Genomic DNA, 26,589 nt, shown 5'->3' on the forward strand with positions numbered 1-26,589 from the left:
CAATGCGCAGCCATGACCAAGACCATCGATAACCTGCAACGTCGCGCCAACTTTTCCCGCTGTCGGCAATACCGCTATGCCCTGTGGCGCCAGTGGGGTGAAGGCGATGACTTCATGCTGCTGATTGGCCTGAACCCCTCCACCGCCGATCACCGCCAGGACGATCCCACCATCCGCCGCTGCATGGGCTTTGCCCGTGATTGGGGCTATTCCGGCCTGTGTGTGGCCAATCTGTTCGCCTACCGGGCCACCTACCCACAGGACCTGTTCGCCACCGCTGACCCGGTGGGCCCGAAGAATGACCAGTGGCTGCGCCGGCTGGCACGACAGGCAGACCTGGTGGTCGCCGCCTGGGGCAATCACGGCCGCTTCAATGACCGTGCCTTGCAGGTGACGCCGCAACTGCCTGCCATGCACTGCATTCGCCTGAACAGCTCCGGGGAACCGGCGCATCCACTGTATCTCCCCAAGCATCTCACCGCCCGGCCCTGGGATGGCTACGCCACCTTGTCCTGACCTTCACCTTGAACAAGCGACAATAGGCACAAAGTACCGGCCGGGATTAACAACGTGAGCACACGTCTGGAAAAGAACATCCGTCGTGCCAAAGGGCTGTCCTACGCAGGGCTCATTCCCTTCTATGGCTTGGCGGGCCTGTCCTGGATTGCCGAGACGGGTAACTGGGCCCTGCATGCGCTCGCCACCTACGCCGCCATCGTCATTACCTTCCTCGGGGCCATTCACTGGGGTCGCGCCCTGGACAAAATGGCCAACAGTAATCAATACCCCACCCTGTTGTTTGGCTTGATGCCTGCGCTGCTGGGCTGGCTTGCCCTGTTGCTTCCTCTGGAGTTGGCGCTGCCCATGCTCGCCGCCGGGCTCATGTACGTATGGGGCACAGAACAGATGGTGTTCAACGAGACCCTGCCCACCTGGTACCGACATCTGCGCCACCAGCTCACCGCCGCTGCGGTCATCGCCGTATTGATCGGCTGGGCCGCCACCATGTTCTGGATGCTGTGAGCTACGCCCGCCGCGGAACAACTTTCCTTTTTTTACAAAGCAGCAGACCATCATGACGGCCCAACCGTGGCCCGAGCAGTCTGCCCCCGCTACACTACGGACTCGTCACAGGGAGATTCGGGTATATGAAACACCAATGGCTACGGCACGCCACCTTTACACTGGGATTACTACTTTTCTCTTTTTCGGCCTTGGCCGCCCCGGATTCCAACCCAACGCCTCCTCTCGTCAACACCGCGAACCAATCCCCTAATTACCACGACGATATTCGCCCGATCTTCGAGAACAAGTGCCTGGCCTGCCACGGCTGCTACGACGCGCCATGCCAGTTGAAACTGGAAGCAGTAGAAGGGCTGGACCGGGGCGCCAGCAAACAGAACGTCTATAACGGCGGCCGCAAGCACACCGTCGACCCTACCCGCTTGTTTCAGGATGCCCAAACCACCGCACAATGGCGTGACAAGGGGTTCTACTCGGTGATCGACAGCACCTCCGGCATGCAGGCGTCCCTGCTGTATCAAATGCTCGCGTTGGGCAAGAAACACACCTTCAACCCCAATGAAAAGCTGCCCGACGATATCGCCCTGGGGCTGAGCCGGCAGAACGAATGCCCCGCCCCGGATGAATTCAACGACTACGCTGACGACCACCCCATGGAAGGGATGCCGCTGGCCGTGACCGGCCTCACCGACAGCGAATTTGCCACCATCGCTCAGTGGCTGAAGCAAGGCGCCAGTTTCAAACCGGAAGTGATTACCCCCACCGCTGAAGAGCAGCAGCTGATTGACAGCTGGGAAACCTTTCTCAACCAGAGCGACCCGAAACACCAGCTGGTGGCGCGCTGGCTATACGAGCATCTGTTTCTTGCCCATCTGTATCTGGATAAAGGCGAAGACAGCAAGCCGGCCCATTTCTTCCAGCTTCACCGCTCCAGCACGCCCCCCGGCGAGCCGATCAAGCGGGTTGCCACCGACCGACCCAATCAAATGCCCCCGGAGACCTTCTGGTACCGCATTACCCCGGTCCACGGCACCCTGGTGCACAAAACCCATATCACCTTTGGGCTGAGCAAAGACAAGCTCGCGCGTACCCGGAAACAGTTTTTCAGCACCGACTGGGAAGTCAAAGAACTGCCCGGCTATGGCTATGAACAACGCGCCAACCCCTTCGTCACTTTTGCCGATATTCCTGCCCGCGCCCGCTACCAGTTTATGCTGGATGAAGCCGAATATTTTGTGCGTACCTTTATTCGCGGCCCGGTTTGCCGCGGCCAGGTGGCCACCGATGTGATCCGCGACCATTTCTGGGCGGTATTTCAGGATCCGGACCAGGACCTCTATATCACCGATGAAAATTACCGCGCCCAAGTCAGCGACTTGCTGGGCCTGCCAGGCCAGGATGACGACCTGCTGGCCCTCGGCTCCGAATGGCTGAAATACAGCGGCAAACGCAACGACTACCTCAAAGCCCGCAAACAGGCTTACGGGACGAGAGAACCACAGGGTCCGGGCTGGGGCTCCCTGTGGGATGGTGACGGCGATAACCGCAATGCGCTACTGACCATCTTCCGGCACCACGATAACGCCTCGGTACGTAAAGGACTGATTGGTGACCTGCCACTGACCACCTGGGTCATGGACTATCCGCTGTTCGAACGCAGTTATTACAACCTGGTGGTTAATTTCAATGTGTTCGGGTCTGTCTCCCATCAGGCACAGACTCGCCTCTACTTTGACCTGATCCGCAACGGCGCGGAACAAAACACTCTCCGTTACCTCCCGGCAGAGCTGCGCCAAAGTGTACTGGCCAACTGGTATCAGAACACCGGCAAACTGCGCCTGGCGGTCAGTTACGAATCCGTGGACACCACCCTGCCCACCGATATTCCATTCGACACCAGCACCCCCATGAACGAGTTCAACGACAAGCTGCTGACGCGCTTTACTGAACTGAACGCCCGGCCAGACCCGATCAACCGCTGTGATGGAGAGCATTGTCAGCGTGCTGATGTGTCTGCCTGGAAACAGCAGGCCGACCACACCCTCAGTGCCATCTCTTCACGTCGTGCCGCCAACCTGCCGGTGGTGAACTTTATGCCGGAAGTCAGCATGGTGCATGTGCGGGGCAATCAGGGGGAGCAGGAAATCTACTCTCTGTTCCGTAACCGGGCCCATAGCAACGTGGCGTTCATGATGGGGGAATCCCTGCGTTACCAGCCGCCCCTGGATACCCTGACCCTGTATCCCGGCGTGCTGGCCAGCTACCCCAACTTCATGTTCCTGGTGCAGGACGACCAATTACAGGCGTTCGTCAGCCAGATGGAAGCAGTGAAGACGCAAGAAGACTTCACCAAAGTGGTCGACGCCTACGGCATCCGCCGCACCCACCCGGCGTTTTGGCAATACTTCCACGCACTGGACCAGTATCTGCAAGAGCACGAGCCAACCCAGGCCGGCATTCTCGATATGAACCGGTACGAAAACCTTTGAATAATTAGCAGCAGGTAACGCGGGAGGAATGGGTGCCCTGACGCAGCCATCCTGCCCGCGGAGACTGGTTTAAAGTTCAAACTGAAAAGTTGAAAAGGAACATCAACAAGCTCCCCCCTCGCCCTTTTCCCAAAGCAGCGTCGCTGGTAGCGCGATAAACCTCCCATACGCTCTAAGTCCGACAATGGCTAGGTCTGTGGCGCCAGGACGGTTGCTACTATGCCCGACCTGTCAGTCACACTGGTCAATGTGACCGTCGCTCACCTCTCCATAATCGAATGCAATCCATAGACATAACAATGAGGTTCCATCATGGCGAAAGATGCAGTGGGTTATGCGCTGACCGCGCTTAACCGCCTGGCCAGCTCGGAGATGCTCGACAAGATGGGCATGCGTAAAAGCGTTGAGCGGCTTGCCTACAGCCTGACCAAAGGCGGCTTCCAGGTACTGACCACCACCGCCCGTGCATTTAAGTCCGGTAACGCAGGCAACAAACCCGAGCGCCTTACCGCCCCCGGCCATACCCGTGACCTGTTCGATCTTGGCGTCACCGACGAACAACAGATGATCCGCGACAGCGTGCAGGGCTTTGCCACCAACGTACTGCGCGAACAGGCCGAACACGCTGACGCCGCACAGCAGACCAGCGAAGACGTGATTGCCCAGGCATTGGAACTGGGACTGAATTTCTTCGCGGTACCGGAATCCCTGGGCGGCGCCGCCACCGAGAAATCCACCGTTACCAGCATGCTGCTGGCAGAAGATCTGGCCCGTGGCGACATGGGCCAGGCCGTCGCGATTCTTGCCCCCATGGGGGTCGCCAATGCCCTGACCCAGTGGGGCACCGCTCAGCAGCAGGACAAATACCTGAGCAGCTTCGCCGAAGAGAATCCGCCCAAAGCCGCCATTGCGGTGTGCGAACCGCGCCCGTTGTTCGACCCCATGGCGCTGGCCACCACCGCCCGCAAGGACGGTAACGACTACGTTCTCAACGGCGAAAAATCCCTGGTGCCACTGGCGGCCGAAGCGGAAATTTTCCTGGTTGCCGCACAAACCGACACCGGCCCCGCGGTGTTTATCGTGGAAGGCGGCACCGACGGACTCACCGCCGGAGAGGATCCCGCCATGGGCATCCGCGCCAGCGGTCAGCGCCCGCTGAAACTGGATAACGTGCGCATCCCGGCGGACAACTGCCTGGGTAATGGCGATTTTGATTATCGCGCTTTTGTGGACCTGGGCACCCTGGCCTGGTGCGCCATGGCCATTGGCACCAGCCAGGCGGTGCTCGACTACGTTGGCCCCTACTGCAACGAGCGCACCGCTTTTGGTGAACCCATCAGCCATCGCCAGTCCGTGGCGTTCATGATTGCCGATATGGCCATCGAGCTGGATGCCATGCGCATGCTCACCTACCGCGCGGCCAGCCGTGCCGAACAGGGCAAAAGCTTCCAGCGCGAAGCGCACCTCGCCCGCACCCTGGTGAAGGATAAAGCCATGAAAATCGGCACCGACGGCGTGCAGCTGCTCGGTGGCCATGGCTTTACCAAAGAGTACCCGGTGGAACGCTGGTATCGGGATCTGCGTGCTGTGGGCGTCGCCTTCGGCGGCCTGCACCTGTAAGGAGGGAGACAACCATGAATATCGAGATTCCCAAGAAGTTCAAACCCCTGATCAACAACGCCTATCAGGTAGCACAAAGCACCCTGCGCCCGCTGTCGCGCAAGTACGATCGTGGTGAGCACGAATACCCGAAAGAGCTGGATATGCTCGCCTCGGTGCTGGATGGCTTCAACGAAGGCGACCCGGCCAACTCCGCCGGCGCGGCCACCACCGGCAGCGGCAAGGTGCAGGACGACGGCAGCGTCAAAAATGGCGCCAACATGGGCGTTTGCCTGGGCGCCATGGAAATGTGCTACGGCGATACCGGCTTCCTGTTGGCCATGCCCCGCCAGGGCCTGGGTAACGCCGCCATTGCGGCCGTAGCCAACGACGAACAGCTGGAACGCTTCAAGGGCAAGTGGGCCGCCATGGCCATCACCGAACCGGGCTGTGGCTCCGACTCCGCTGCCATCCGCACCACTGCCAAAAAAGATGGCGATCACTACATCCTCAACGGCGAAAAAATCTTCGTCACTTCCGGCGAACGGGCCGACTGCGTGGTGGTCTGGGCCAGCCTGGATCCGAAACTGGGTCGCGCTGCCATCAAGTCGTTCGTGGTGGACTGGGGCACCCCGGGCATGGAACTGGCACGGCTGGAGAAGAAGCTGGGCATCCGCGCCTCCGACACCGCCGCCATCAACTTCGTGGACTGCCGGGTACCGGCAGAAAACCTGCTGGGCAGCCCGGAGATTGACACCAAGAAAGGCTTCGCCGGTGTCATGGAGACGTTTGATAACACCCGCCCGCTGGTGGCCGCCATGGCCATTGGTTGCGCCAAAGCCTCCCTGGAGCGCATCAAGGAGTTGCTCAAAGACAGCATCACCTATGACTACGGCAAACCCGTGGACAACTGCTCTGCGGTGGAAGCGGAAATCTACAAGATGGAAGCGGACTGGGAAGCCGCCTACTGGCTGGCGGTAAAAGCAGCCTGGATGGCCGACAACAAGAAAGCCAACACCCTGGAAGCCTCCATCTCCAAGGCCAAGGCCGGCCGGGTCGGTAATTACATCACCCTGCGTTGTGTGGAACTGGCCGGCAGCCTGGGCTACACCGAAGACGAGTTACTGGAAAAATGGGCCCGTGATTCGAAGATTCTGGATATCTTTGAAGGCACCCAACAGATCCAGCAACTGGTTATTGCCCGTCGCGTGCTGGGGCTTAGCTCCAAGGAACTGAAGTAACGCCTTAGGCATTTTGCCGACGAATGAAAGAAGCCGTTTCTGAGTACTCAGAAGCGGCTTTTTTCATCGCTGACAACACACCACAACCGCCCCATACCGAATGACGCCGTTCAGGCCAATTCGCCCTATATAGCACCAGTATCTCAGTCTTATTCCCTACTGCACAAAGAGCCATAACGATGATGTTGCAGTGCCATCATGTGTGCCAATATCCAATCAGATGGAACGCAATAAAAACACAACACCGGGTTACAGCTTTACCGCGATTAGACAACAGGTTCACCCGCGGCGGGGCAGTAAAGTGAAAGGTAGAAGGTGGAGTGGGACAATAAAAAAGGAAGGGATCCATATGTCAGCATTCAAATACACCATAATGGGTGCCGGGCTGGCCGGATGCATGATGCTGGGCAACGCCGCCCATGCCAATCAGCAAGCCACGGTCATTATCAGCCAGAGCTGCGACTACATGCTGCTGAACTCCAGCAAGGGCATGGTGTTGGTCAAACAGCTGGATGGCATCACACCCCAGGAAGGGGATACCCTGCTCGGCGAATTCACCGCCGGGGATTTCAGCAACCTGCAAAACAATCGCAACAAGGATTCCATGCAGGTCTGGGTCGATACGGTTGATCCACACAGCAGCAAGGCGCTGAGCCAGTACGGCCGCTACTGCACTTGATAAGAAACGCAACACGGGACACGCTGCAAGCTGAAACGCGGGCCGGGTACGGTGGCGCACGATAACCGCCATGCCCGCGGGGTTCAGTTGAACGTTCAACGTGAAACATTGAAAAGGCCTCCCCGGGAACTTTTTCCCCTTCCCTCTCTTTCTTCGTAGCTCGTAGCTCGTAGCTCGTAGCTCACCCTCATCTCATCACAAAGCCTGCGAACAGCACGGCGAAACCACCCACTTCCGCCGCGATCAGCGCGAGCATAAATACCGTCATGGCCGCCTGCGGTACCGTGGCCGAGCCCATGCTGTGTGGCTTTTGCAGTTGGTTGCGGGTGTCTTTAAGCATGCCGTGCAGAATATAACTGCCGATCGCCAGCGCGAAGAAAATCAGACAGGCCAGCACCGCCAGGGTGTTCACCCAGTCGTCCCAAACGCTGAGCAAGGCAAAGCGCTCCAGCACCAGGCATGCAAAGGCATACATCAAGCTGGCACGGTGGGCGATGTCCACATAGTAATGCGCCCGGGCTTTCTCACTATTGGCCACCTGCACATACTTCCAGGCGCCGGTCAGCAAGCCGACCAGAAAAAAGATGCCACAGCCCCAAAGCGCCCATTGATCCGCTGTCATTCCCTGCCCCTGTATTCGGTGTTAATTACATTTCAAAAAAGTGTGCCAACCGTTCCTGCATCATTGGCTCCGCATGGCAGAAGCGGCGGCGCCCTTCACGCTCCACACGGATCAGCCCCGCCTCCGACAGCTCCCGAACATGGTGGGACACTGTCGGTGCGCCAATATTGAGCCGCTGCATAAAATCCCCAAACGCACAGCCGGCAGGCACCTTGGCCAGATCCGCCTGACCATGCTGGCGACAGTGATCCACAATTACCTGGTATATGCGCAACCGATTGGGGTTGGACAGCGCACGAAAGGCTGCAGCAAGCTGCTCCGCCGTCACAGTGTCTTTCTGTGCCAAAACCGGCACCTCCCGGGAAAATAGTTTGACGGTCATAAAACTAACTTATAGTTTGATCCTCATCAAACTATATCGTTGCGGCATTTCTTGTCGCCACTGTTCGTCGCCATCGGAGGAGACACTGTGAACCACGCTGATATTCTCGGCCAGACCCTGGCATTGCCCTGCGGAATCACCCTGCCCAACCGTTTCGGCAAATCGGCCATGAGCGAAGCACTCGGCACCATCGACAACCATGTAACCCCGAAACTGGAACGGCTGTACGGCCGCTGGGCCCAGGGCGGCACCGGCCTGGTGATTACCGGGAATATCATGATCGACCGACGCCACACCGGCGAGCCGAACAACGTGGTCGTGGAGGATGAGCGTGACATGCCATTGCTGAAACGCTGGGCGGAGGCCGGCAAGTCCCGGGGCGGGGCGATCTGGGTACAGCTCAACCATCCCGGCAAGCAGATTCCCCGTATGCTGGCCAGCGGCGACACCCTTGCCCCCTCAGCCGTGCCCTTTGGCAAGGAACTGAAAAGCGCGTTCAAGACACCCCGAGCGCTGAGCGAAGAGGAAATTCAGGAGATCATCCAGCGGTTCGCCACCAGCGCCCGTATCTGCCAGAAAGCCGGTTTCACCGGTGTGCAAATTCATGGCGCCCACGGCTATCTGGTCAGCCAGTTTCTCTCCGGACATCACAACCGCCGCACCGATCAATGGGGCGGTTCACTGGCAAACCGCATGCGTTTCCCGCTGGAAATTTACCGGGCTATCCGTCAGGCCGTTGGCGATGATTACCCTGTCAGCATCAAACTCAATTCCGCCGATTTCCAACGGGGCGGTTTTAGCGAAGAAGAATCCATGACCGTGGCCGAAACACTGGCCAGCGAGGGTCTCGATCTGCTGGAAATTTCCGGGGGCAACTACGAGAACCCGGCCATGGCCGGTGCCAAGGGCGTACGGGAAAGTACCGCCAACCGGGAAGCCTACTTCCTGGATTACGCCAACGAAATCCGCAAGCGGGTTTCCATTCCGTTGATGGTTACCGGCGGCTTCCGCTCGGCCAAAGCCATGGCGCAAGCCGTGGACAGCGGTGCCACCGATATCATCGGCATCGCCCGCCCCCTGGCCGTGGAACCGGATCTTCCCAACGCCATCCTGGCGGGCCAGAGTGGCGTTGTCAGCCGCGTTACCCCGCGCAAAACCGGTATCAAGACCATCGACAACATGGCCATGATGGAAGTGTCCTGGTTCTCCCGCCAGCTGCATCGCATGGGCACAGGCAAAGACCCAAAGCCGGACGAGAGCGTACTGCTCGCCCTGTTCAAGGTTATCGCCACCATGGGTGTCGGCAGCTTTAAGACCCGCCGTCTGCGGGCGAATAACTGACAGACAACAGCTTCGAGTTTCGAGTTTCGAGTTTCGAGTTTCGAGTTTCGAGTTTCGCATAAATGGTGACGCCCTCTGCAGTCACCGAAACAAAAAAGCCCCGACGTGAGCCGGGGCTTTTTTGTTTTTCTCGTTGCTAGCCGCTAGAAGCCAGGGATCCTCTGCTTTACAACTTCGCTGCCACTTCCGCGCCCTGCTTGATCGCGCGTTTGGCATCCAGCTCGGCCGCCAGATGCGCGCCACCAATCAGGTGGAAGTTCTTGCCGTCTTCCTTGTACAGCTCACGCAGGGATTCCTGCCCGGCACAGAGAATCACGTTATCCACGTCAAGCACCCGGCTTTCTTCACCCATCTTGATATGCAGGCCCGCATCATCAATTTTTTCGTAGCTGCAGTTTTTCAGCATTTCCACGTTGCGGGACTTGAGCGTGGCGCGGTGTACCCAGCCGGAGGTTTTGCCCAGATCCTTGCCCAGCGGGGTCGGTTTGCGCTGCAGCAAGGTGATCTGGCGAGCCGGTTTTTCCGGTGCCGCTTTCACCAGGCCACCGGGGGTGTCACCCGCCATATCCACGCCCCACTCTTTCATCCACTCCGGTAATGGCTGCTCGCCTTCGCGGGGATGTTCAGCCAGAAACTCGGACACATCGAAGCCAATACCACCGGCACCAATGACCGCCACTTTCTCACCCACCTGGGCGTTGCCACGCAGCACGTCCACGTAAGACAACACCTTGGGATGATCCACACCGGGGATGCCCGGGGTACGCGGAACCACACCCGTAGCAATCACGATTTCGTCAAAGCCCGCCGCTTCCAGATCGGCAATTTCAACGCGCGTATTCAGCTTCATGGTAACGCCGGTGCTTTCCAGTTTTTTGCTGAAATAGCGAATGGTGTTGTGAAACTCTTCCTTGCCGGGCACTACCTTGGCCATATTAAACTGACCACCAATTTCCCCCGCCTGATCAAACAGGGTCACCGCATGGCCTCGCTCTGCCGCCACCGTGGCACAGGACAAGCCCGCCGGGCCGGCACCAACGACAGCAACTTTTTTCGGCTTGGCGGTCTTCAGGTACAACAACTCGGTCTCGTGACAAGCACGGGGATTGACCAGACAGGACGCCCGCTTGAGCTGGAAGGTATGGTCCAGGCACGCCTGGTTACAGGCGATACAGGTATTGATCTCATCCGCCTTGCCCTGCTCGGTTTTCTTCACGAAATCCGGGTCCGCCAGCAACGGGCGCGCCATGGAGACCGCATCCGCCTGGCCAGCGACCAGAATGGCTTCTGCCACGTCCGGATCGTTAATGCGGTTGGAGGCCACCACGGGAATGGAAACCACGTCTTTCACCTGGCGGGTGGCGTCCACGAAAGCCGCTCTGGGCACAGAGGTCACGATGGTGGGCACACGCGCTTCGTGCCAGCCAATCCCGGAATTGATCAGGCTGGCGCCCGCCGCTTCCACTTCTTTGGCCAGCGCCAGAACCTCTTCACGGGTGGCCCCGTCCGGCACCAGATCAACCACGGAAAGGCGAAACATGACGATAAAATCATCGCCGCAACGCTTGCGCACTTCGCGAACGATTTCCACCGGGAAGCGACGGCGGTTTTCGGCACTGCCACCGTATTTGTCTTTACGCTTGTTGGTTCGCGACGCGGTGAACTGGTTGATCAGGTAGCCCTCGGACCCCATGATCTCCACACCGTCGTAGCCGGCTTTCTTGGCCAGCCATGCCGTGTGGGCAAAATCCTTCACCGTCTGCTCCACTTCCTTGGTGGACATGGCCTTGGGCTTGAAGGGGTTGATCGGACTTTTAATGGCCGACGCCGAACGGGAAAACGGGTGATAACTGTAACGACCGGCGTGGAGAATCTGCAGCGCGATCTTGCCACCTTCCTGATGCACCGCATCCGTCACCTTGCGGTGGTTACGCACATCCAGACGGCTGTTAAACAGGCCGGCAAAGGGATAGAACCAGGCCTTCTTGTTGGGGTTGAAGCCACCGGTTACGATCAAGCCAACACCACCGCGGGCCCGCTCGGCAAAGTAGGCCGCCAGCTTGGGGAACTGCCAGAAGCGGTCTTCCAGACCGGTATGCATGGACCCCATAATCACCCGGTTCTTGATCTGGGTATGCCCCAGATCCAGCGGAGAAAGCAGGTTGGAATAGCGGTTGGCTGTCATGGTGTTGTCTCCCAAGGCATCTGCACCACAGATGGCTACGCGTTGATTAATCTGGACAGCGTCAAGTTAAGGGGTTATTTTGACAGTGTCAAGATTGAAATAGACGCAACAGGCTTCACACGACACGCCACCACGCAAAAGGCAGGAGACTCATGGCACAGACCGGCCGCTATCATCACGGCGACCTGCACGATACCTTGCTGCAGGAAGCCAACACTCTGCTCAGCGAGCAAGGCGTTGAGGGTTTATCCTTGCGCAAGCTGGCCGAGCGGGCGGGGGTATCCCGTACCGCGCCCTATCACCACTTCCGTGACAAGAACGCCCTGCTCTGCGCCCTGGCCACCCAGGCATTCAGCCAGCTGGACGAGATGATCAACCGTCAGCTGCAAGCAACGGGCTCACAGGAAAGCATTCAAAATTTTGTCCGGGAATATCTGCGCTTTGCCACCGAGAACCCGGAACAGTACGAACTGATGTTCGGGCGCACTATCTGGAAAGGCGGCGAGCCCACCGATGAACTCAAAACCATCGCCTATCGCAGCTTCCGTCACTATGCCGAGCGACTGGCAACGCTGCTGGCGGGCCGCCTGCCGGCGAGAACCGATTCCCTGCGCGTGGCCCAGGCCAGCTGGGCCACCGTCCACGGCCTGTGCCGGCTGCTGATTGATGGCATTTACGTGAACCGGGAAGATATCGAGACCGTCAGCGAGCAGTCCATTGCCCTGATCATGGCCGCCCTGTCACAGCCTTCCTCCTGACCCTGCGGGCCCGCCCCATAACCGCGACGCCACAAATGAGTGGAACGGTCATGTCCTGCCCGGGCGTGATTGGCTAGCCTGACTGAATCGTCAGGGAGGCTGCCATGAAATCCATTCCAACATTTTGCCGGGTCTGTGAACCCTCCTGCGCACTGATTGCCCAGGTCGACGACGGCAAAGTCACCCGCCTGCAACCGGACAAGGCCCACCCTGTCAGCAAAGGTTTTGCCTGCCACAAGGGCATTAACTACCTGGCCATCCACCAGGACCCGGATCGCCTCGATCAGCCCCAGGTACGGCAAGGCAGCCGCCGGCCCGGTGAAGGCCAATGGCAACCCCGGGACTGGGACAGTGCGATAACAGACATCGGCACCGCTCTCACCCGGATCCACACACAGCACGGGCCGGATGCCATCGGCGGCTATATTGGCAACCCCTCGGCTTTCAACGCCCTGGGCAGTCAGGCCATTGGCGATTTCTTCATGGCCATGGGCAGCCGGCGCATTTTCAACTCCGGCACCCAGGACTGCGCCAACAAATTTGCCGCCGGCGAAGCCGTGTTCGGCACCAGCACCCTGCATCCGGTACCGGATATCGAGAACACCGATTGCCTGCTCATGTTCGGCGAAAATCCGAAAGTCTCGCACATGAGTTTCATCTCCATCGCCGACCCCATGGCCAAGATCCGCACCGCCTGCCAGCGCGGCGCCCAGGTGTTCTACATCAACCCCCGCCTAATCGAATCCGCCAGCCCCAAAACCGGGGAAGTGATACAAATCCTTCCCGACACGGACCTCTATTTGATGGCCGCCCTGCTCCATGAAATGGATGCGCTGGGCCGTTTCGATGAAAACGTCATTCGCGAGCATGGCACGCGCATAGATGCCTTGCGTGCTTTCATTGCCCCCTACTCCGCTGATGCCGTGGCCAGCGTGACAGGCCTGAGCGCCGACACCATTCGTGACCTGGCAGATACGTTCAGTGGCGCAGAGCGTGCCTGCGTGCACATGTCCACCGGCGTCAACATGGGCCAGCACGGCACACTCTGTTATTGGCTGCTGCAGATGCTGAGTTTCGTTACCGGCAATCTGGACAAGCCCGGCGGCAACTTCTACAGCGAAGGGTTCTACCCCGCCGCCAAGGCCGGCCGCGCCCGCCTTGATAACGTATTTTTTCCCTCCCAGCATGGGGAAATGCGGCATATCCGCGGCGCCTTGGCCGGCAACCTGCTGCCAGACATGATCCTCGACGACGACAACCCGATCCGCGCCCTGGTAGTGATTGCCGGCAACCCCTTGCTCAGCGTGGGCGGTGAAGGCCGCTGGCGCCAGGCGCTGGAAAAGCTGGACCTGTTGATCGTCATTGATCTGTTCCGCAATGCCACGGGGGAATACGCACATTACTTGCTGCCCTCGGCAGACATGCTGGAACGCCCGGACCTGAATATCTGTGGGCTGGGCATGCAGTACCAGCCCTATGTGCAATACACCGATGCGGTGGTTCCTCCCGCCGCACAGCGCCGTGAAGAATGGTGGATTCTGTCGCACCTGTTACAGGCCATGGGACGGCACGCCCCCATGCTGGAACAGGACCCGCCCCGGCCGTTCGGCCGGCTGGATCACATGCTGTCACGTACCGGGCTTTGCGTGGACACACTGGCACAACAGCCATCCGGCACCGCCGTGCTGGACACTCAATCCATCGGCCGCTTCTATACGGATTTCATTCAAACTGATGACAAACGGGTCGATTGCTGCCCACCGCTATTTGCTGATGCCATGGAACTGGCCAACCAGCAATTTCAGGCCCTGACCACCACTACGCCCGCCTTCCGGCTGATCAACCTGCGTACCAACTACATGCACAACAGCTGGTACCAGAATGTGCCGACACTGAAGCGTGGCGCCCATGCCAGCAATGCGCTGCACATGAACCCGGCAGACCTCCAGTCCATGGGCATTGGTGACGGCGACGAAGTCGAGGCCAGCAATACCTACGGGCGGGTGCGAGTCAAGGTGCGCAGTGACGACAGCCTGCGTGAAGGTGTGGTCGCCATGACCCACGGCTGGGGCAACCGGCAAACACCGGGGATGCGCGTGGCGCAGCAGCGCCCGGGAGTGAACATCAACGCACTGCTTCCCAACGGCCCCGGCAGCTTTGAGAAACTCAGTAATCAGGCCTTCATGAGTGGCGTGCCGGTCTCGATTAATCCGGTGGCGACTCAGCGTACCCGCGCTTAACCCAGCCAGCGAAAGGCGCGCTTCAGCGCCTGGGTGCCATTGTGGTCAATCCAGTTACCATGGGCCAGCACGATGCGCTCCGGTTGCCATTGCAGCATGCGCTGGAAGCTGGCCCGTGCCTGATCCTTGCCGCCCCGAAAAGTAAACCGGTAATCCAGTGGCGCCTGTCCGTGCGGTGCAACCACACCCGCCAGGCGCAGCAGCCACCGCAGGCGCCAATGCACTTTGCCGGGATCAAAATTCTCGATTAGATCAGCCAGGATCAACGTGCGGCTGGGGCGATGCAAAAACACCACCTCCTCCATCACCGAGCTGCCGCGAAAGCACAACTGATCAAGAGTGTCATGCCATTCCGGCGGCGGACGGTCGCCCAGATCATCGCTGAACGACACAGATATATTCTGGCTACTGGCCCGCTCTCTCACCCCCGGTGAGGCCCAGCAACGGGCCTCGGGATAGTGTGCCGACCAGTCAGCGATATAGGCGTAGTGAATCCGGTTGGGCGACACCAGATGCGTCACCGTGCCCAGGGTTTCCAGCTGCCTGGCCAGGGGCGCGTTCCATGCCACCGGAGAGTGCAACCACAACCGGTTGCCCGGCAAACGCACAATGGTCATCCGGGTCGTGAAGGGTAGCCCTGCCCCATACAGGGCCATATGTATCACCGGCCCATCGACAATCCAGACGTCATCGGCCACCGGCTTGAGCCAGTTCACCGGTTCATACAATGACAGCACAGCCATGATACCCCTCCCTGGGCCAGACAGCCCGACAACGGGTCGTCAGTCCTGATCGGGTGCCAGAAAATTCAGTAACACCTCGCGGTATGCATCAAACGCTTCATATTGTGGAACGTGACCGATGCCCTCCAATTCAACCAGAGTCGCATCAGGAATGCGTTGCGCCGCTTTCTTGCCCAGCTGGTCATAGCGCCCCAGTTGGGCACGCTCTGATTCCGGTGCCCGGTTACGTCCCAGCGCGGTGCGGTCCCGGGTGCCGATGATCAACAAGGTGGGGACCTCAAGCCGCGCAAAGTCCTGCACCACCGGCTGACTGTAAATCATGTCGTAGGCAAGGGCGGAATTCCAGGCAATACGCGGGTAGTCCGGCCCGCGAATCCAGCCCTGTTGCAAGGTCAGCAAGGGGGCATAATCGTCTTTCCACTGGCCATCGAAATAGCTGGCCGTCATATAAGCTTTCACTTTTTCCGGGGTTTTCTTCAGCTCCCCTTCATACCAGGCATCCACGGATTGCCAGGGCACCACCGGGCGCCAGTCTTCCAGGCCAATGGGGTTCACCAATACCAGCGCATCACTGCGTTGCGGGAACATCAGGGCAAAGCGGGTCGCGAGCATGCCGCCCATGGAGTGGCCGACCACGGTCGCGCTGTCCACCTTGAGCGCATCCAGCAAACGTCGGGTTTGATCAGCCAGCACCTGAAAACTGTACTGAAAATGGGCAGGTTTTGAGGATTTCCCGAAACCGATCTGATCCGGCACCACCACGCGATAGCCCTGCTCAAGCAGGGCAGCCATGGTGGTTTCCCAATATGCCCCGGAGAAGTTCTTGCCATGGAGTAACAGCACCGTTTCGCCATTGGCATCTTCCGGCGTCACATCCATATACGCCATTTCCAGGCGCTGTTGCTGATCCGTCACGGCCAGGGTCTGGACCGGATAAGGATAGGCATAACCCGAGAGCTGTGCATCCAGCGCCACCGGCTCTGCCAGCGCCAAACGACTCAACAACAGGCAAAGCAGGACACCCAGCCCCTGACTCCATTGACGCTGAATCGATTCCCCCTTCATGGCACCTCCTCACTGGCATGTTTTTGAACACTTACCCGTTGTGAGTGCGTTTTGCACGTCCGGTTCCCGCTAATTGCCGCTGTTTTCACTGCGGGTGGGGGAAATGCAGACCAACCCGCAACCCGCCCGTGGGGCTTTCATCCAGCACCAGTTTGCCACCGTAAGCCGCCACGGTATCGCTGACGATCGACAATCCCAGCCCGTGGCCAGCAGCGCGTTCATCCAGGCGCAGCCCCCGTTGTAGCACCTGTTCGCGGCGATCTTCCTGGATACCGGGGCCATCATCCTCCACACACAGTATCAGCTGCTTGCGCTCTTCATTGTCCGCACAGCGTTCTTCCACCACGTGTACCGCCACGCGGACACGACGATTCGCCCATTTGAAGGCGTTATCCAGCACATTGCCCAACACTTCGAGCATGTCATCGCGATCAAACGGCTGCGCCGGTAGCGCCGCCATCTCCAGATGGATGTCCAGGTCACGCCGGTGAGCCTGCTCCAGTGTGGTCAGCAACAGGGGGATATCCTGCGCCGGAGAAAATGGATTACTGGCCGTCACGCCCGCCGCGACCCGCGCCCTTCCCAGGGCGCGGCGAATGTTGGCTTCCATCTGCGCCAGCTGTTCGCAAAGCAGAGCATGCAACTCCGGGTCCGACGCCGCCAGTTCCTCCGTGCAGCGATTCTTGAGAATCGCCAGCGGGGTTTTCAGCGCATGGCCAAGGTCACCCAGCGCATGACGGGAACGCTGGAGTTGCTGCTCCGTATGGCGCTGCAACCGGTTGATCTCTACCACCAGCGGATGCAGCTCCAACGCCACTGTCTCGCTCAATTCATGACGCTGCCCGCCGCGCAGTTGTTCAATTTCGTCCCGTGCCCGGCGAAGGGGGGCCAGGCCCCGGCGCAGTAACCACTGCTGGACGCCGGCCAATACCAGCAACACCACCACCCAGACCACCAGCACCACGGTGCGCGTCTGGTTATAGGTGTGCAGAATCGGGGTGTAATCCTGGGCCACCACCACAGTGATGGGCTGGCCTTCTTTTTCGTATTCACCGCGAAAGCGCAGCAACTGCTGATCCGCCGGCCCGGTTTGCAAGGCTGCATGCACCCCCGGCTGCGCAGGCACCTCCAGCTGCTGGTCCCACAGCGAGCGCGACCGCCAACGCTGCTCCCCCAACAGCACCACAAAATAACGCCCGGACAGGGGCCGTCGGTAAGCAGGATGCAAACGGGAGGTATCCAGGCTCAAGCGTCCTTGCGGGTCGGCCATCAATGCGGCCAACACCCCGGCGGCATCATCGCGTAACTGCAGGCTCAGGGTCAGGCGCTGATCGCGCTCCAGCCACCACAGCGCCCCCTGGCTGATCACCACCCCGGCCAGCAGCAGGCTGACGAACAGGCTGATTCCCAGCCGACGCCCCATGGAGGTCATCGCGCTTGCCCGGTGAAGACATAACCCTGCCCACGGCGGGTTTCGATCACGCTTTTCCCCAGCTTGCGACGCAGGCGGTTCACGTGTACTTCCAGTACGTTGGAGTCGCGGTCACTTTCGTTATCGTACAGATGAGAGGCCAGCTGCCCTTTGGAAAGCAATCGATCAGGGTTATGCATGAAGTATCGGAGCATGCGGAATTCTGCGCCGGTCAGGGTGATTTCCGTTTCCCCAGACCAGACGCTCTGGCGGTTTTCATCCAGTTTGAAAGTGCCCGCCGTCAGCTGGGCCGTATTCGCCCGGCCATGGGTGCGCCGCAACAAGGCCTGTACCCGCAGTAACAGTTCGTCAGGGTGAAACGGTTTGGCCAGGTAGTCATCGGCCCCGCTTTGCAGGCCTTCAATGCGTTCCGCCCAGCTGTCGCGGGCCGTCAGGATCAGCACGGGCACCTGTTGATTGTCCCCGCGCCACTGCTGCAGAACCTGCAAACCATCCAGACCCGGCAGACCCAGGTCCAGAATCACCAGATCAAACGGATCATCATTGAGCGCGGGCAAGGCATCACGACCATCCGCCAGCCAATCCACCGCGTAGCCATGCTCACGAAGCATGGGCATGAGCTGATCCGCCAGCGGGATACTGTCTTCGACCAGAAGAATACGCATCAGTCGTCACGCTCGTCATCAAGGATGTCTGCGGTGCGGGCATCCATTTCAATCTCGCGGACCACCTGGTCCCGGGTCAGCAACTCAATTTCATAGATCAGCAGGCCATCGTCACGTTCCAGCTCGACCTCCAGCACACGACCTTGCGGGTAGCGTTGTTCCAGCGTTTTCAGCAACGACGCAAGCGACAGGATTTCCCCCTGCTGACGTAGCCGCAAGGCTTCATCCTGGCTAATGTCATCGGCCACACTGGAGAGCGAACACACGCACAGCAGGGCGATCAAGATCGCCCTGCTCTTGCGTGGCCATCGGCCCGGCAATGTGTGGGAAAGCAAGGACTCAGTCCTTCTCTTCACCCAGCACGTCACCATTGCTGGCATCGATATCCAGATCCCACTCCACGCCCTGCGGGTCGCGCAGCTCAACCTGGTAGATGTAGCGGCCATACTCGTTTTCCAGATCCGTGTCGGTAATTTTCGCATTGGGGTGCTTGTCCAATGCTACCTTATCGAGTTTATCCAGGGACTGGATAGTGCCGTCTTTCACCAGTGTATCGATCTGGCTATGGGGTACGTCATCGGCCTGTACTGCACTGACAGACGCCAAACCCAATACCGCAGCCATCAATGTTGTTTTGGTCAAAGTCATGTTTGCTCTCCTTTTCGTTGAAGTCGGGAGAACCATAACGCGCCAAGCTGAACGCAACCTGAATGCTGGCTGACACCGACCTGAACCCGGCAAGCAGAATGGGCAACGGCCTTTTAACCGGCAAAATGCCCTTTCACCCCATTGGGGTGTGACGCAGTTATCTTTCCAGCATGAATCCGATATATTGCCCTGATAACCGTTCGCGTCCCAGCTATCAAGCGGTTACCACAGCCAATTGATAAGGCGCAGGCCCACTGCGGCCACACGAAACACCGCAAACCCGTCCAGGGGGGACAGTCTGCGGTACGGGGGAAACCGGTCTATATGGACGGATTACTGGATTTTGTCGGGGAAGTGTACGAGGCCTCCTACAACCCGGGCCACTGGAACCGGGTGATGACACTGCTCTGCGAAAAGATTATGAATGCCCGCTCTGGCGCGATTTTTATTGAAGATCACCAGGGCGGCACCCGGAGCATGATCGGTTATCACGGCTTACCGAAAGCCGTGGTGGCGTCCTACCGCTTTGGCATGGGCAAATACGATTACACCTTCCAGGCACAGCGCGACGAGCCTGTGGGCCAGGCCCGGCAGATCATCGATTCCCGGGAAGTCAAAGACGCCCACCCTTACTATTTCCGGCTGATTCTCAAGCCCAATGACATTGGCTTTATCTCCGGCATGAACATCTACCACGACAAGGAATGGCACGTGGGCATCGGCCTGCACCGATCCTTCAATGCTGACCCGTTCTCCGACGAAGATATCGCCAAGCTACGGCTCCTCTACCCACACTTCAAACGCGCCATCCGTATTCACCGTGAGTTCCACCGCTTGCGCACGCGCCAGCAAACCCTGCACAGTGCCATGTCGCGTTTTATGCTGGGGCTGATCATTCTCGAACCGGATGGCACCGTGGCCTACCGTAACCCGGTCGCCGATGCCCTGCTCACCCACCATAACGCGCTTGCCCTGGCCGGCACTGGCATTAAAGCCTACTACGCGGATGAAAATACCCGGCTCGCCTGCCTGATTCAGAAACAGGCCAAAGCCGACCCCAGAGAGATCAACACCCGTAACACCGCCATCGGGCTGCACCACCCGGACCGGGACAACGCGCTGACCGTCATGCTCGCCACCCTCAATGAAGGCAGCACACCAGACGGTGGTGAACCCACTAACGGTTCCGTGGCGCTCTATATTTCCGACTCTGATTCGCCGCTGAACATCCCTGCAGAAACCCTGCGTGCGCTCTACGAAATGACCCAGGCAGAATCCAATGTGGCCATTGCCCTGACCAACGGCCTCAGCCCTGGCCAGATCGCGGAGAATAATGGAACGTCGGTGGATACCGTGCGCTCACAGCTGAAAGCCATTTACAGCAAAATGGGCGTCAGCAAACAGCAGGATGTGATCCGCACCCTGTTATCCGGCGCCATGCAGGTGCTGTGACCCAACCCGCAGCCCACACCCTGATAACGGATTCATGGAGGATGCAGGGCAAGACGTATCTTGAGGAAAGGACAAGAACGACAACCCGATGCGGTTGTCGCGTGTTGCATGAACCGTGCTGCGGCGGCATAGCGGCAAAAAAAAACCGGCCAATTGGCCGGTTTTTTTTACTGCCAGAAGGGAGCGATTATTTTTCGAGAATCGCTACCACACCCTGGCCACCCGCGGCACACACGGAGATCAGTGCGCGGCCGGAGCCTTTTTCGTTCAGCAGCTTGGCGGCGTTGGCGATGATACGGCCACCGGTAGCCGCGAACGGGTGACCGGCTGCCAGGGAGGAACCTTTCACGTTCAGTTTGCTGCGATCGATGCTGCCCAGCGCCTTGTCGCGACCCAGCTTCTCTTTACAGAAGCTTTCATCTTCCCACATTTTCAGCGTAGTCAGTACCTGGGAGGCAAACGCTTCATGGATTTCATAGAAGTCGAAGTCCTGCAGGGTGATGCCGGCCTTGTCGAGCATGCTCGGCACGCCATAAGCGGGCGCCATCAGCAGGCCTTCTTTCTTGCCGATGAAATCAACGGCGGCGGCTTCGCCCAGGGTCAGGTAAGCCAGAACCGGCAAACCGCGCTCCTTGGCCCACTCTTCGGTGGCCAGCAGTACCGCAGAGGCACCGTCAGTCAGCGGCGTGGAGTTGGCCGGAGTCATGGTGCCGTCCGGACCACCAAAGCAAGGCTTCAGGGTGCCCAGTTTTTCCAGGGTGGAATCGCCACGCATATTGTTGTCGCGCTCCAGCCCCTTGAACGGGGTGATCAGGTCATCCTGCCAGCCATCTTCATAGGACTTGGCCAGGTTCTGGTGAGAGCGCCACGCCAGCTCGTCCTGCGCTTCACGGGGAATGCCCCACTCTTTCGCAGTGATCGCCTGGTGCTCACCCATGGACAGGCCGGTACGCGGCTCGCCATTTTTCGGGATGTCCGGCATCAGGGATTTCGGGTTCAGCAGTTTCAGGCCCAGCTTGGCACGCTCGCCGTTGGTCTTGGCACGGTTCAAGGCCATGAACACTTTTCGGGCGTCTTCGTTCACACCCAAGGGCGCGTCAGAAGTCGTATCAACGCCACCAGCGATGGCGCAATCGATCTGGCCCAGAGCAATCTTGTTGGCCACCAGAATGGCCGCTTCCAGACCGGTTCCGCAGGCTTGCTGCAGATCGTAGGCAGGGGTTTCCGGGGCCAGCTTGGAACCCAGCACCGATTCACGTACCAGGTTGAAATCACGGGCGTGCTTCATCACCGCACCAGCAGCCACTTCGTCAATCTTCTCACCATGCAGCTTGAAACGGTCCACCAGACCATCCAGTGCCGCTGTCAGCATTTCCTGGTTGCTGGTGTCGATGTAGGCGCTGTTGGAACGGGCAAACGGGATACGGTTACCACCAATAATGGCGACCTTACGAACGGCTTTACCTGCCAGCATAATCTTTTCCTCTAGAGATGGACGGTCATCAATGACGACGACGGTGGCGAATTTGGCCACGGTATTCACTCGACAGGGCGCAGTCTACCCCCTACCGTGCCGGCCTCATTGGCTCAAACGACTGTTTGACGGCCGGGGCCGGTCAATACACCCGTCACACTGCAGTGATTCAATACGCGCCAGTGTGCGACAGGGCCAGATTTCCTGCCCTACGAAAGATGGCGTATTTTCAGCCCATCTTTACGCGCCACCCCTTTAAACCCGTTCCGCTTACCCTAAGGTAAAAGGACACATTCATCATTCGATGGAAAAAGGACAGGACCATGAGCGATACCTATCAGACGATTGCCAACTCTCCCATGGGCAAGGCGCTATTCGGCGCAATCAACTTGCCGATTCCGGTTATTCTGGAGCGCTGGCAGCCGGGCCAGGCGTCCTTTATCAAGGGCCGCGTTCTGGTAGGTGCCGCCAATGGTTCCACCGGCATCGACAGCGTACTGAGCACCCTCAAAGGCGCGCCGGACGCACAGGTAGCCGTTCTGGCCAATACCGCCAACGCCACCGACCTGCAGAAAAAAGCCGGCAAACTGGGCGTGGATGCGGACAATTACACCGCCAATCGCGATGACGATGCCAAATTCAAAGGCCTGGTATTCGATGCCACCGGCATCCAGAGCCCGGATGAACTGAAAGCCCTGTGGGACTTCTTCCATCCGGTGATTCGCAAGCTGGATAAATGCGCCCGCGTTGTCGTGATCGGTCGTACTCCGGAAAAACAGGCTGGCGCCGTGCGCGTTGCCCAGCGTGCCCTGGAAGGCTTCACCCGCTCCGTGGGCAAGGAAATCAAGAAAGGCGCCACCGCCCAGCTGGTCTATGTGGATGAAGGCGCCGAAGCGCAGCTGGCCTCCCCGCTGCACTTCTTCCTGTCACCGAAATCCGCTTATGTGTCCGGCCAGGTAGTGCGTGTTACCGAAGCCGGCTTCAAGGCCGCCAAGTTTGATTGGGACAAGCCGCTGGCCGGCAAAAAGGCCCTGGTCACCGGTGGTTCCCGCGGTATTGGCGCAGCCATTGCCGAAGTACTGGCCCGCGACGGCGCGACCGTCACCGTGCTGGACATTCCCCCCATGGCCGATGACCTGAATGCTGTCGCGGCGCAAATTGGTGGCGATACTCTGGAAATGGATATCACTGCCGACGAAGCACCAGCAGCCATTGCAGCGAAAGCCAAAGCCATTGGCGGCTACGACGTGGTCGTGCACAACGCAGGTGTCACCCGTGACAAAATGCTGGGCAACATGCCGGAAAAATTCTGGGACATGGTGCTGAACATCAACATCGCCAGCCAGCTGCGCATTAATGAAGCCCTGCTCTCCAGTGGCGGTTTGGGCAAAGGCGCCAGCATTATTTCCATCAGCTCCATCGCGGGCATTGCCGGCAACCTGGGCCAGACCAACTATGGTTGTTCCAAAGCAGCAGTCATCGGCATGGTCGATGCGTTCAAGGATGAATACGCCGAGCAAGGCATCACCATCAATGCCGTGGCACCAGGCTTCATCGAAACCCAGATGACCGCCGCCATTCCCTTCACCATCCGTGAAGCGGGCCGTCGCATGAACGCCATGAACCAGGGCGGTCAACCGGTAGACGTGGCCGAAACCATCGCTTTCTTTGCCAGCCCGGCCTCCCAGGGCCTGACTGGCAACGTTGTGCGTGTATGTGGCCAGATGCTGTTGGGGGCTTAAACCCGCAGCAGGCCTCATGCTTCACGCAACAGGCAAGAAGCAACAAAAAGCCGCGCCCACAGGGTGCGGCTTTTTTGTGGGCTGCAGGCCAAGCTTTCTACAGCGCCGCTGTAGGGGCCAGTGTCCGGTCGCAGCGCGGCAAAAAAAGACCCCGCCGGTTACCCGGCGAGGTCTTTAATTCCACGCTCTCCCGAGGTGGATAGCACAAGGAATCCAGGTTGATCAGGCGGCCTCGGCCACCTCTTTCTGTGCCTTTTTGGCAGCCTTCGCTTCAGCGCGGGCTTTTGCCTTTGCCGCGCCACCCGGCATGTATTCGCGCACATCCCATTTGAAATAACGCTTGAGCACACTATTGGCTTCATCATCATTCTGGCGCCAGCCATACATCTTCGGTTTTTCCTTCTCGATGGCCAGGGTACCGAAGATCAGCCAGTCGTAGATCGCCAGGGTGGACGTCACGTTCTTGGCCGAGTTGGGGCCACGGGCATGGTGATGGTGATGCTGGGTTGGAAAGGTAATCACGTGCGCCAGTGCCCACATGGTTTTACGCACCCAGGCCCACTTGTGATTATGGAAGTACAGATCCCAATTCCAGTTCACATGGGTCTGTGCTGCCCACAACCCTTTAAAGGCCGTCGCCACAAGGAAAATTTCCACCAGGCCCAGATACAGACAAACCAGCTGGAAGGCGTAGTTAGGCATGATGAACCACCAGGCCCAGCCATTCACAAAGGTTTGCGTCACAGACAGCTGCCCCTTGTTGTCCTGGCCGCCAGCCAGGTGATGGGGTCGATGACTCATCTTGTAGAACGCCTGCACCCACTGCAGCGCCTTGTTCTTCGGGCGGCGACTGTGGGCAAACAGGTGGAAGGACCCGTGCAGGAATTCTTCGATGCAGAAGAAGGCAATCAGGGTCGGCCAGAAATACTCGCTTTGCAGCCAGGCAAGCGATCCGGCACTACCCGGGAAGAGCCCGGTCAGCGCCAGCGTAATCAACAGCAGCATCAGCGGGCGCTGAATAGCCACCATCATGAAAGTGGCAAGAAACGCGACTTTCCAGTCCTGGCGAGTCTTTCTGCCTTCGCGGGTGCGGCCCGCAAAGACTTCCCAGATGGCGGTAATAACGATGAAGGTGGTGACTGACAAGGTCAGTATCTGGTCCATGGGTATTCTCCCGGTTGTTGTTATGCGCACCTCCAAACTAGACAGACTGTATTTATCTTTCTAATTGATATTTGGTATAACTAATATCCATGAAGCTGAACTTGCGTAGTATCGACCTGAACCTGCTGCCCGTCTTCGATGCCATCATGGAGGCCGGCCAGCTCTCCCGTGCCGCGGAATCGCTGGGCATGAGCCAGCCCGCAATCAGCGCGGCCCTGCAGCGCCTGCGCCACACCTTTGCAGACACCCTGTTTGTGCGCACCCACCATGGGATGACACCCACCCCCCGTGCCCGGGAGCTACATGATCAGCTTGGCCCGCAACTGGCCGCCCTGCGCGACACCCTGAACCCGGATAACCGCTTCGACCCGGCCACCAGCCAGCGCCATTTCCGCATTCTCAGCCTGGACTATTTCGAAATGGTGGTACTGGGCCCCCTGCTGGCCAGACTCCGCCAACAAGCGCCCCAGGTGGTACTGGAAATCCTGTCTGCCAACGATGATATGCCCGACGAACTCCACAAAGGCCGGGCAGACCTCTCCGTGGACGCTTTCGTGGCTGACGATGACCGCCTGCAACGCAGCGTATTACTGCAAGAACGGCTGTCCGTGATCGCCCGCAAGGGCCACCCCACCATCAAGGGACGGTGCAACAAACAGCAATTTCTGGATGCCGAACATGTGGTGCTGCCGGACCGCAACCGGCAACTTCCCCTGGACCAAATTCTCAATGCCCCCGGCTGGCAGCGCCGCACGGGGGCCCGGGTGACCCAGTTTGCCAGCATGCTGGCGGTTTGCGGCGGCTCGAACCTGATTGCCACCGTCCCCGACCGGCTCGCTCAGCAGTACGCCGAAACCATGCAGTTGCAGGTGCTGCCCTTCCCCGTTGACCTGCCGCCCGTCCCCATCTACATGATCTGGTCACCGGCCCAGCAACGCGACCCGGCCCACCGCTGGCTCCGCCAGCAACTGGAGCAAACCATCGCGCAGGAACCTGCCCCTTGAATTCAGGTCCAATCATGACCACATACTGACTATTGACGGCAAACAGGACACCTCATGGGTTTTGGTCGCGTTTTCTTTTTCATCTTCGGTTTTGCCCTGCTGGAGGTACTGGTACTGGCACAAGTCGCCGGGGCAATCGGCTGGCCAATCACCATTGTTGCTACCGTGGCAACCGCCCTGCTGGGCAGCTACCTGTTCCGCCGCCAGGGCCTCAGTACCTGGGTACGCCTGAATCAGCGTATGCAGCAAGGTGAAATGCCCGGGCAGGAAATGGTCGAAGGCATGATGCTGCTGCTCGGCGGCGCCCTGCTGATCACTCCGGGCTTTATTACCGACGCCGTGGGCTTTGCCTTGTTGCTACCCGGTTCACGCCGCTGGATGGCCAACAAGGTGATCCAGAAAGGCTCGTTGCAAAGCTTCACCACCGTGCAGGGAGCCGGGTTTGCCTACACTCGCTCAAGCTATTCCGGCGGAGCAACCAACCCGTTCCAGCAACGACCAGGCAGCAACGATGACCGAACCGGTCTTGGCGGCGGCGACACCATTGAAGGCGAGTCGCACCGCACGGACCAATAGCGTCCGTAGCCTCTAACCGCCAGCTCGCCCGCCGCCCGTGCGAGCTTGCCCCAACCTGAAAGCGA

General features: G+C 59.1%; 24 protein-coding genes. 13 read left to right on the forward strand and 11 right to left on the reverse strand.

Translation table 11 applies throughout. From position 1 onward, the window contains the following. Positions 1-12 precede the first annotated feature (12 nt). The 6 genes from COA55_RS05880 to COA55_RS05905 all read left to right on the forward strand — a co-directional run bounded on the left by COA55_RS05880 (position 13) and on the right by COA55_RS05905 (position 7,031). Positions 13-516, forward strand: coding sequence for a DUF1643 domain-containing protein (locus COA55_RS05880; RefSeq protein ID WP_290501005.1), 504 nt, complete (start codon positions 13-15; stop codon positions 514-516). Between the two features lie 54 nt (positions 517-570). After that, positions 571-1,023, forward strand: a complete 453-nt coding sequence (locus COA55_RS05885) for a DUF3429 domain-containing protein (RefSeq protein WP_290501006.1) — start codon at positions 571-573, stop codon at positions 1,021-1,023. Between the two features lie 125 nt (positions 1,024-1,148). After that, positions 1,149-3,512, forward strand: a complete 2,364-nt coding sequence (locus COA55_RS05890) for a fatty acid cis/trans isomerase (RefSeq protein WP_290501007.1) — start codon at positions 1,149-1,151, stop codon at positions 3,510-3,512. A 312-nt stretch (positions 3,513-3,824) separates the two neighbouring features. Further along, the gene (locus COA55_RS05895) at positions 3,825-5,132 is read left to right on the forward strand and encodes an acyl-CoA dehydrogenase family protein (RefSeq protein ID WP_290501008.1); all 1,308 of its coding nucleotides are present in this window, start codon (positions 3,825-3,827) and stop codon (positions 5,130-5,132) included. Positions 5,133-5,146: 14 nt separating this feature from the next. Further along, the gene (locus COA55_RS05900) at positions 5,147-6,352 is read left to right on the forward strand and encodes an acyl-CoA dehydrogenase family protein (RefSeq protein ID WP_290501009.1); all 1,206 of its coding nucleotides are present in this window, start codon (positions 5,147-5,149) and stop codon (positions 6,350-6,352) included. A 349-nt stretch (positions 6,353-6,701) separates the two neighbouring features. Continuing rightward, positions 6,702-7,031: a hypothetical protein gene (locus tag COA55_RS05905; RefSeq protein ID WP_063518881.1), complete on the forward strand. Its 330-nt coding sequence runs from the start codon at positions 6,702-6,704 to the stop codon at positions 7,029-7,031. Between the two features lie 187 nt (positions 7,032-7,218). On the opposite strand, the gene COA55_RS05910 is transcribed toward COA55_RS05905, so the two are convergent. Further along, positions 7,219-7,653, reverse strand: a complete 435-nt coding sequence (locus COA55_RS05910; protein ID WP_063521386.1) for a hypothetical protein — start codon at positions 7,651-7,653, stop codon at positions 7,219-7,221. Between the two features lie 25 nt (positions 7,654-7,678). After that, positions 7,679-8,035, reverse strand: coding sequence for a metalloregulator ArsR/SmtB family transcription factor (locus tag COA55_RS05915; protein WP_007150890.1), 357 nt, complete (start codon positions 8,033-8,035; stop codon positions 7,679-7,681). An 87-nt stretch (positions 8,036-8,122) separates the two neighbouring features. On the opposite strand from COA55_RS05915, the gene COA55_RS05920 reads away from it, so the two are divergent. Beyond that, entirely contained in the window at positions 8,123-9,376 is a 1,254-nt protein-coding gene (locus tag COA55_RS05920; RefSeq protein WP_063520557.1) for an NADH:flavin oxidoreductase/NADH oxidase family protein, read from the forward strand. 166 nt (positions 9,377-9,542) lie between these two features. Here COA55_RS05920 and COA55_RS05925 read toward each other — a convergent pair whose 3' ends face one another. Further along, positions 9,543-11,561, reverse strand: a complete 2,019-nt coding sequence (locus tag COA55_RS05925) for an NADPH-dependent 2,4-dienoyl-CoA reductase (RefSeq protein WP_063538225.1) — start codon at positions 11,559-11,561, stop codon at positions 9,543-9,545. Positions 11,562-11,713: 152 nt separating this feature from the next. Here COA55_RS05925 and COA55_RS05930 point away from each other — a divergent pair, with 152 nt between their 5' ends. Both COA55_RS05930 and COA55_RS05935 read left to right on the forward strand, forming a co-directional pair. Further along, positions 11,714-12,319 carry a TetR/AcrR family transcriptional regulator gene (locus COA55_RS05930; protein ID WP_063520794.1) on the forward strand — a complete coding sequence of 202 codons (606 nt, stop codon included), beginning with the start codon at positions 11,714-11,716 and terminating at the stop codon, positions 12,317-12,319. Between the two features lie 104 nt (positions 12,320-12,423). Next, positions 12,424-14,559, forward strand: coding sequence for a molybdopterin-dependent oxidoreductase (locus tag COA55_RS05935; protein ID WP_290501010.1), 2,136 nt, complete (start codon positions 12,424-12,426; stop codon positions 14,557-14,559). Here COA55_RS05935 and COA55_RS05940 read toward each other — a convergent pair. The 6 genes from COA55_RS05940 to COA55_RS05965 all read right to left on the reverse strand — a co-directional run bounded on the left by COA55_RS05940 (position 14,556) and on the right by COA55_RS05965 (position 19,112). Next, positions 14,556-15,302, reverse strand: a complete 747-nt coding sequence (locus tag COA55_RS05940; protein WP_290501011.1) for a DUF4336 domain-containing protein — start codon at positions 15,300-15,302, stop codon at positions 14,556-14,558. The two genes, COA55_RS05935 and COA55_RS05940, sit on opposite strands and share 4 nt — an antisense overlap. A gap of 39 nt (positions 15,303-15,341) precedes the next feature. Continuing rightward, the gene (locus COA55_RS05945; protein ID WP_290501012.1) at positions 15,342-16,367 is read right to left on the reverse strand and encodes an alpha/beta hydrolase; all 1,026 of its coding nucleotides are present in this window, start codon (positions 16,365-16,367) and stop codon (positions 15,342-15,344) included. An 85-nt stretch (positions 16,368-16,452) separates the two neighbouring features. Next, the gene (locus COA55_RS05950; RefSeq protein WP_290501013.1) at positions 16,453-17,799 is read right to left on the reverse strand and encodes an ATP-binding protein; all 1,347 of its coding nucleotides are present in this window, start codon (positions 17,797-17,799) and stop codon (positions 16,453-16,455) included. After that, positions 17,796-18,464 (reverse strand): response regulator transcription factor, encoded by a 669-nt coding sequence (locus COA55_RS05955; protein ID WP_063519182.1) that lies wholly within the window; start codon positions 18,462-18,464, stop codon positions 17,796-17,798. Before COA55_RS05955 ends, COA55_RS05950 begins: the two co-directional genes overlap by 4 nt. Next, on the reverse strand, positions 18,464-18,748 hold the full coding sequence (locus COA55_RS05960) for a PepSY domain-containing protein (protein WP_231880471.1): 285 nt from the start codon (positions 18,746-18,748) through the stop codon (positions 18,464-18,466). The genes COA55_RS05955 and COA55_RS05960 overlap by 1 nt, the downstream gene beginning before the upstream one ends. Positions 18,749-18,803: 55 nt before the next feature. Then, positions 18,804-19,112, reverse strand: a complete 309-nt coding sequence (locus COA55_RS05965; protein WP_290501014.1) for a PepSY domain-containing protein — start codon at positions 19,110-19,112, stop codon at positions 18,804-18,806. 324 nt (positions 19,113-19,436) lie between these two features. Here COA55_RS05965 and COA55_RS05970 point away from each other — a divergent pair, with 324 nt between their 5' ends. Continuing rightward, positions 19,437-20,564, forward strand: a complete 1,128-nt coding sequence (locus COA55_RS05970) for a LuxR C-terminal-related transcriptional regulator (protein WP_290501015.1) — start codon at positions 19,437-19,439, stop codon at positions 20,562-20,564. A gap of 187 nt (positions 20,565-20,751) precedes the next feature. Here COA55_RS05970 and COA55_RS05975 read toward each other — a convergent pair whose 3' ends face one another. Continuing rightward, positions 20,752-22,038, reverse strand: a complete 1,287-nt coding sequence (locus COA55_RS05975; protein ID WP_063538047.1) for an acetyl-CoA C-acetyltransferase — start codon at positions 22,036-22,038, stop codon at positions 20,752-20,754. A gap of 323 nt (positions 22,039-22,361) precedes the next feature. Between COA55_RS05975 and COA55_RS05980 the strand changes: the two genes are divergently transcribed. Continuing rightward, positions 22,362-23,780 (forward strand): 3-oxoacyl-ACP reductase, encoded by a 1,419-nt coding sequence (locus COA55_RS05980; RefSeq protein WP_290501016.1) that lies wholly within the window; start codon positions 22,362-22,364, stop codon positions 23,778-23,780. 222 nt (positions 23,781-24,002) lie between these two features. Here COA55_RS05980 and COA55_RS05985 read toward each other — a convergent pair whose 3' ends face one another. Beyond that, positions 24,003-24,944, reverse strand: coding sequence for a sterol desaturase (locus tag COA55_RS05985; protein WP_290501017.1), 942 nt, complete (start codon positions 24,942-24,944; stop codon positions 24,003-24,005). An 89-nt stretch (positions 24,945-25,033) separates the two neighbouring features. Between COA55_RS05985 and COA55_RS05990 the strand changes: the two genes are divergently transcribed. Together COA55_RS05990 and COA55_RS05995 are read left to right on the forward strand one after the other, a co-directional pair. After that, positions 25,034-25,948, forward strand: a complete 915-nt coding sequence (locus tag COA55_RS05990; protein WP_290501018.1) for a LysR family transcriptional regulator — start codon at positions 25,034-25,036, stop codon at positions 25,946-25,948. Between the two features lie 54 nt (positions 25,949-26,002). Further along, complete coding sequence (locus COA55_RS05995) at positions 26,003-26,524, forward strand: FxsA family protein (protein WP_063520212.1); 522 nt, start codon at positions 26,003-26,005, stop codon at positions 26,522-26,524. Positions 26,525-26,589 lie beyond the last annotated feature (65 nt).

It is taken from the genome of Alcanivorax sp. (genome assembly GCF_002733835.1).
In the GTDB taxonomy this organism is placed as follows: domain Bacteria; phylum Pseudomonadota; class Gammaproteobacteria; order Pseudomonadales; family Alcanivoracaceae; genus Alcanivorax.

Coding starts and splice junctions, on each gene's coding strand:
- COA55_RS05965 (WP_290501014.1), bottom strand. CDS start 19,112: ATGACTTTGACCAAAACAACATTGATGGCTGCGGTATTGGGTTTGGCG.
- COA55_RS05910 (WP_063521386.1), bottom strand. CDS start 7,653: ATGACAGCGGATCAATGGGCGCTTTGGGGCTGTGGCATCTTTTTTCTG.
- COA55_RS05905 (WP_063518881.1), top strand. CDS start 6,702: ATGTCAGCATTCAAATACACCATAATGGGTGCCGGGCTGGCCGGATGC.
- COA55_RS05900 (WP_290501009.1), top strand. CDS start 5,147: ATGAATATCGAGATTCCCAAGAAGTTCAAACCCCTGATCAACAACGCC.
- COA55_RS05950 (WP_290501013.1), bottom strand. CDS start 17,799: ATGACCTCCATGGGGCGTCGGCTGGGAATCAGCCTGTTCGTCAGCCTG.
- COA55_RS05940 (WP_290501011.1), bottom strand. CDS start 15,302: ATGGCTGTGCTGTCATTGTATGAACCGGTGAACTGGCTCAAGCCGGTG.
- COA55_RS05985 (WP_290501017.1), bottom strand. CDS start 24,944: ATGGACCAGATACTGACCTTGTCAGTCACCACCTTCATCGTTATTACC.
- COA55_RS05995 (WP_063520212.1), top strand. CDS start 26,003: ATGGGTTTTGGTCGCGTTTTCTTTTTCATCTTCGGTTTTGCCCTGCTG.
- COA55_RS05935 (WP_290501010.1), top strand. CDS start 12,424: ATGAAATCCATTCCAACATTTTGCCGGGTCTGTGAACCCTCCTGCGCA.
- COA55_RS05890 (WP_290501007.1), top strand. CDS start 1,149: ATGAAACACCAATGGCTACGGCACGCCACCTTTACACTGGGATTACTA.
- COA55_RS05975 (WP_063538047.1), bottom strand. CDS start 22,038: ATGCTGGCAGGTAAAGCCGTTCGTAAGGTCGCCATTATTGGTGGTAAC.
- COA55_RS05980 (WP_290501016.1), top strand. CDS start 22,362: ATGAGCGATACCTATCAGACGATTGCCAACTCTCCCATGGGCAAGGCG.
- COA55_RS05930 (WP_063520794.1), top strand. CDS start 11,714: ATGGCACAGACCGGCCGCTATCATCACGGCGACCTGCACGATACCTTG.
- COA55_RS05925 (WP_063538225.1), bottom strand. CDS start 11,561: ATGACAGCCAACCGCTATTCCAACCTGCTTTCTCCGCTGGATCTGGGG.
- COA55_RS05970 (WP_290501015.1), top strand. CDS start 19,437: ATGGACGGATTACTGGATTTTGTCGGGGAAGTGTACGAGGCCTCCTAC.
- COA55_RS05895 (WP_290501008.1), top strand. CDS start 3,825: ATGGCGAAAGATGCAGTGGGTTATGCGCTGACCGCGCTTAACCGCCTG.
- COA55_RS05945 (WP_290501012.1), bottom strand. CDS start 16,367: ATGAAGGGGGAATCGATTCAGCGTCAATGGAGTCAGGGGCTGGGTGTC.
- COA55_RS05990 (WP_290501018.1), top strand. CDS start 25,034: ATGAAGCTGAACTTGCGTAGTATCGACCTGAACCTGCTGCCCGTCTTC.
- COA55_RS05955 (WP_063519182.1), bottom strand. CDS start 18,464: ATGCGTATTCTTCTGGTCGAAGACAGTATCCCGCTGGCGGATCAGCTC.
- COA55_RS05915 (WP_007150890.1), bottom strand. CDS start 8,035: ATGACCGTCAAACTATTTTCCCGGGAGGTGCCGGTTTTGGCACAGAAA.
- COA55_RS05880 (WP_290501005.1), top strand. CDS start 13: ATGACCAAGACCATCGATAACCTGCAACGTCGCGCCAACTTTTCCCGC.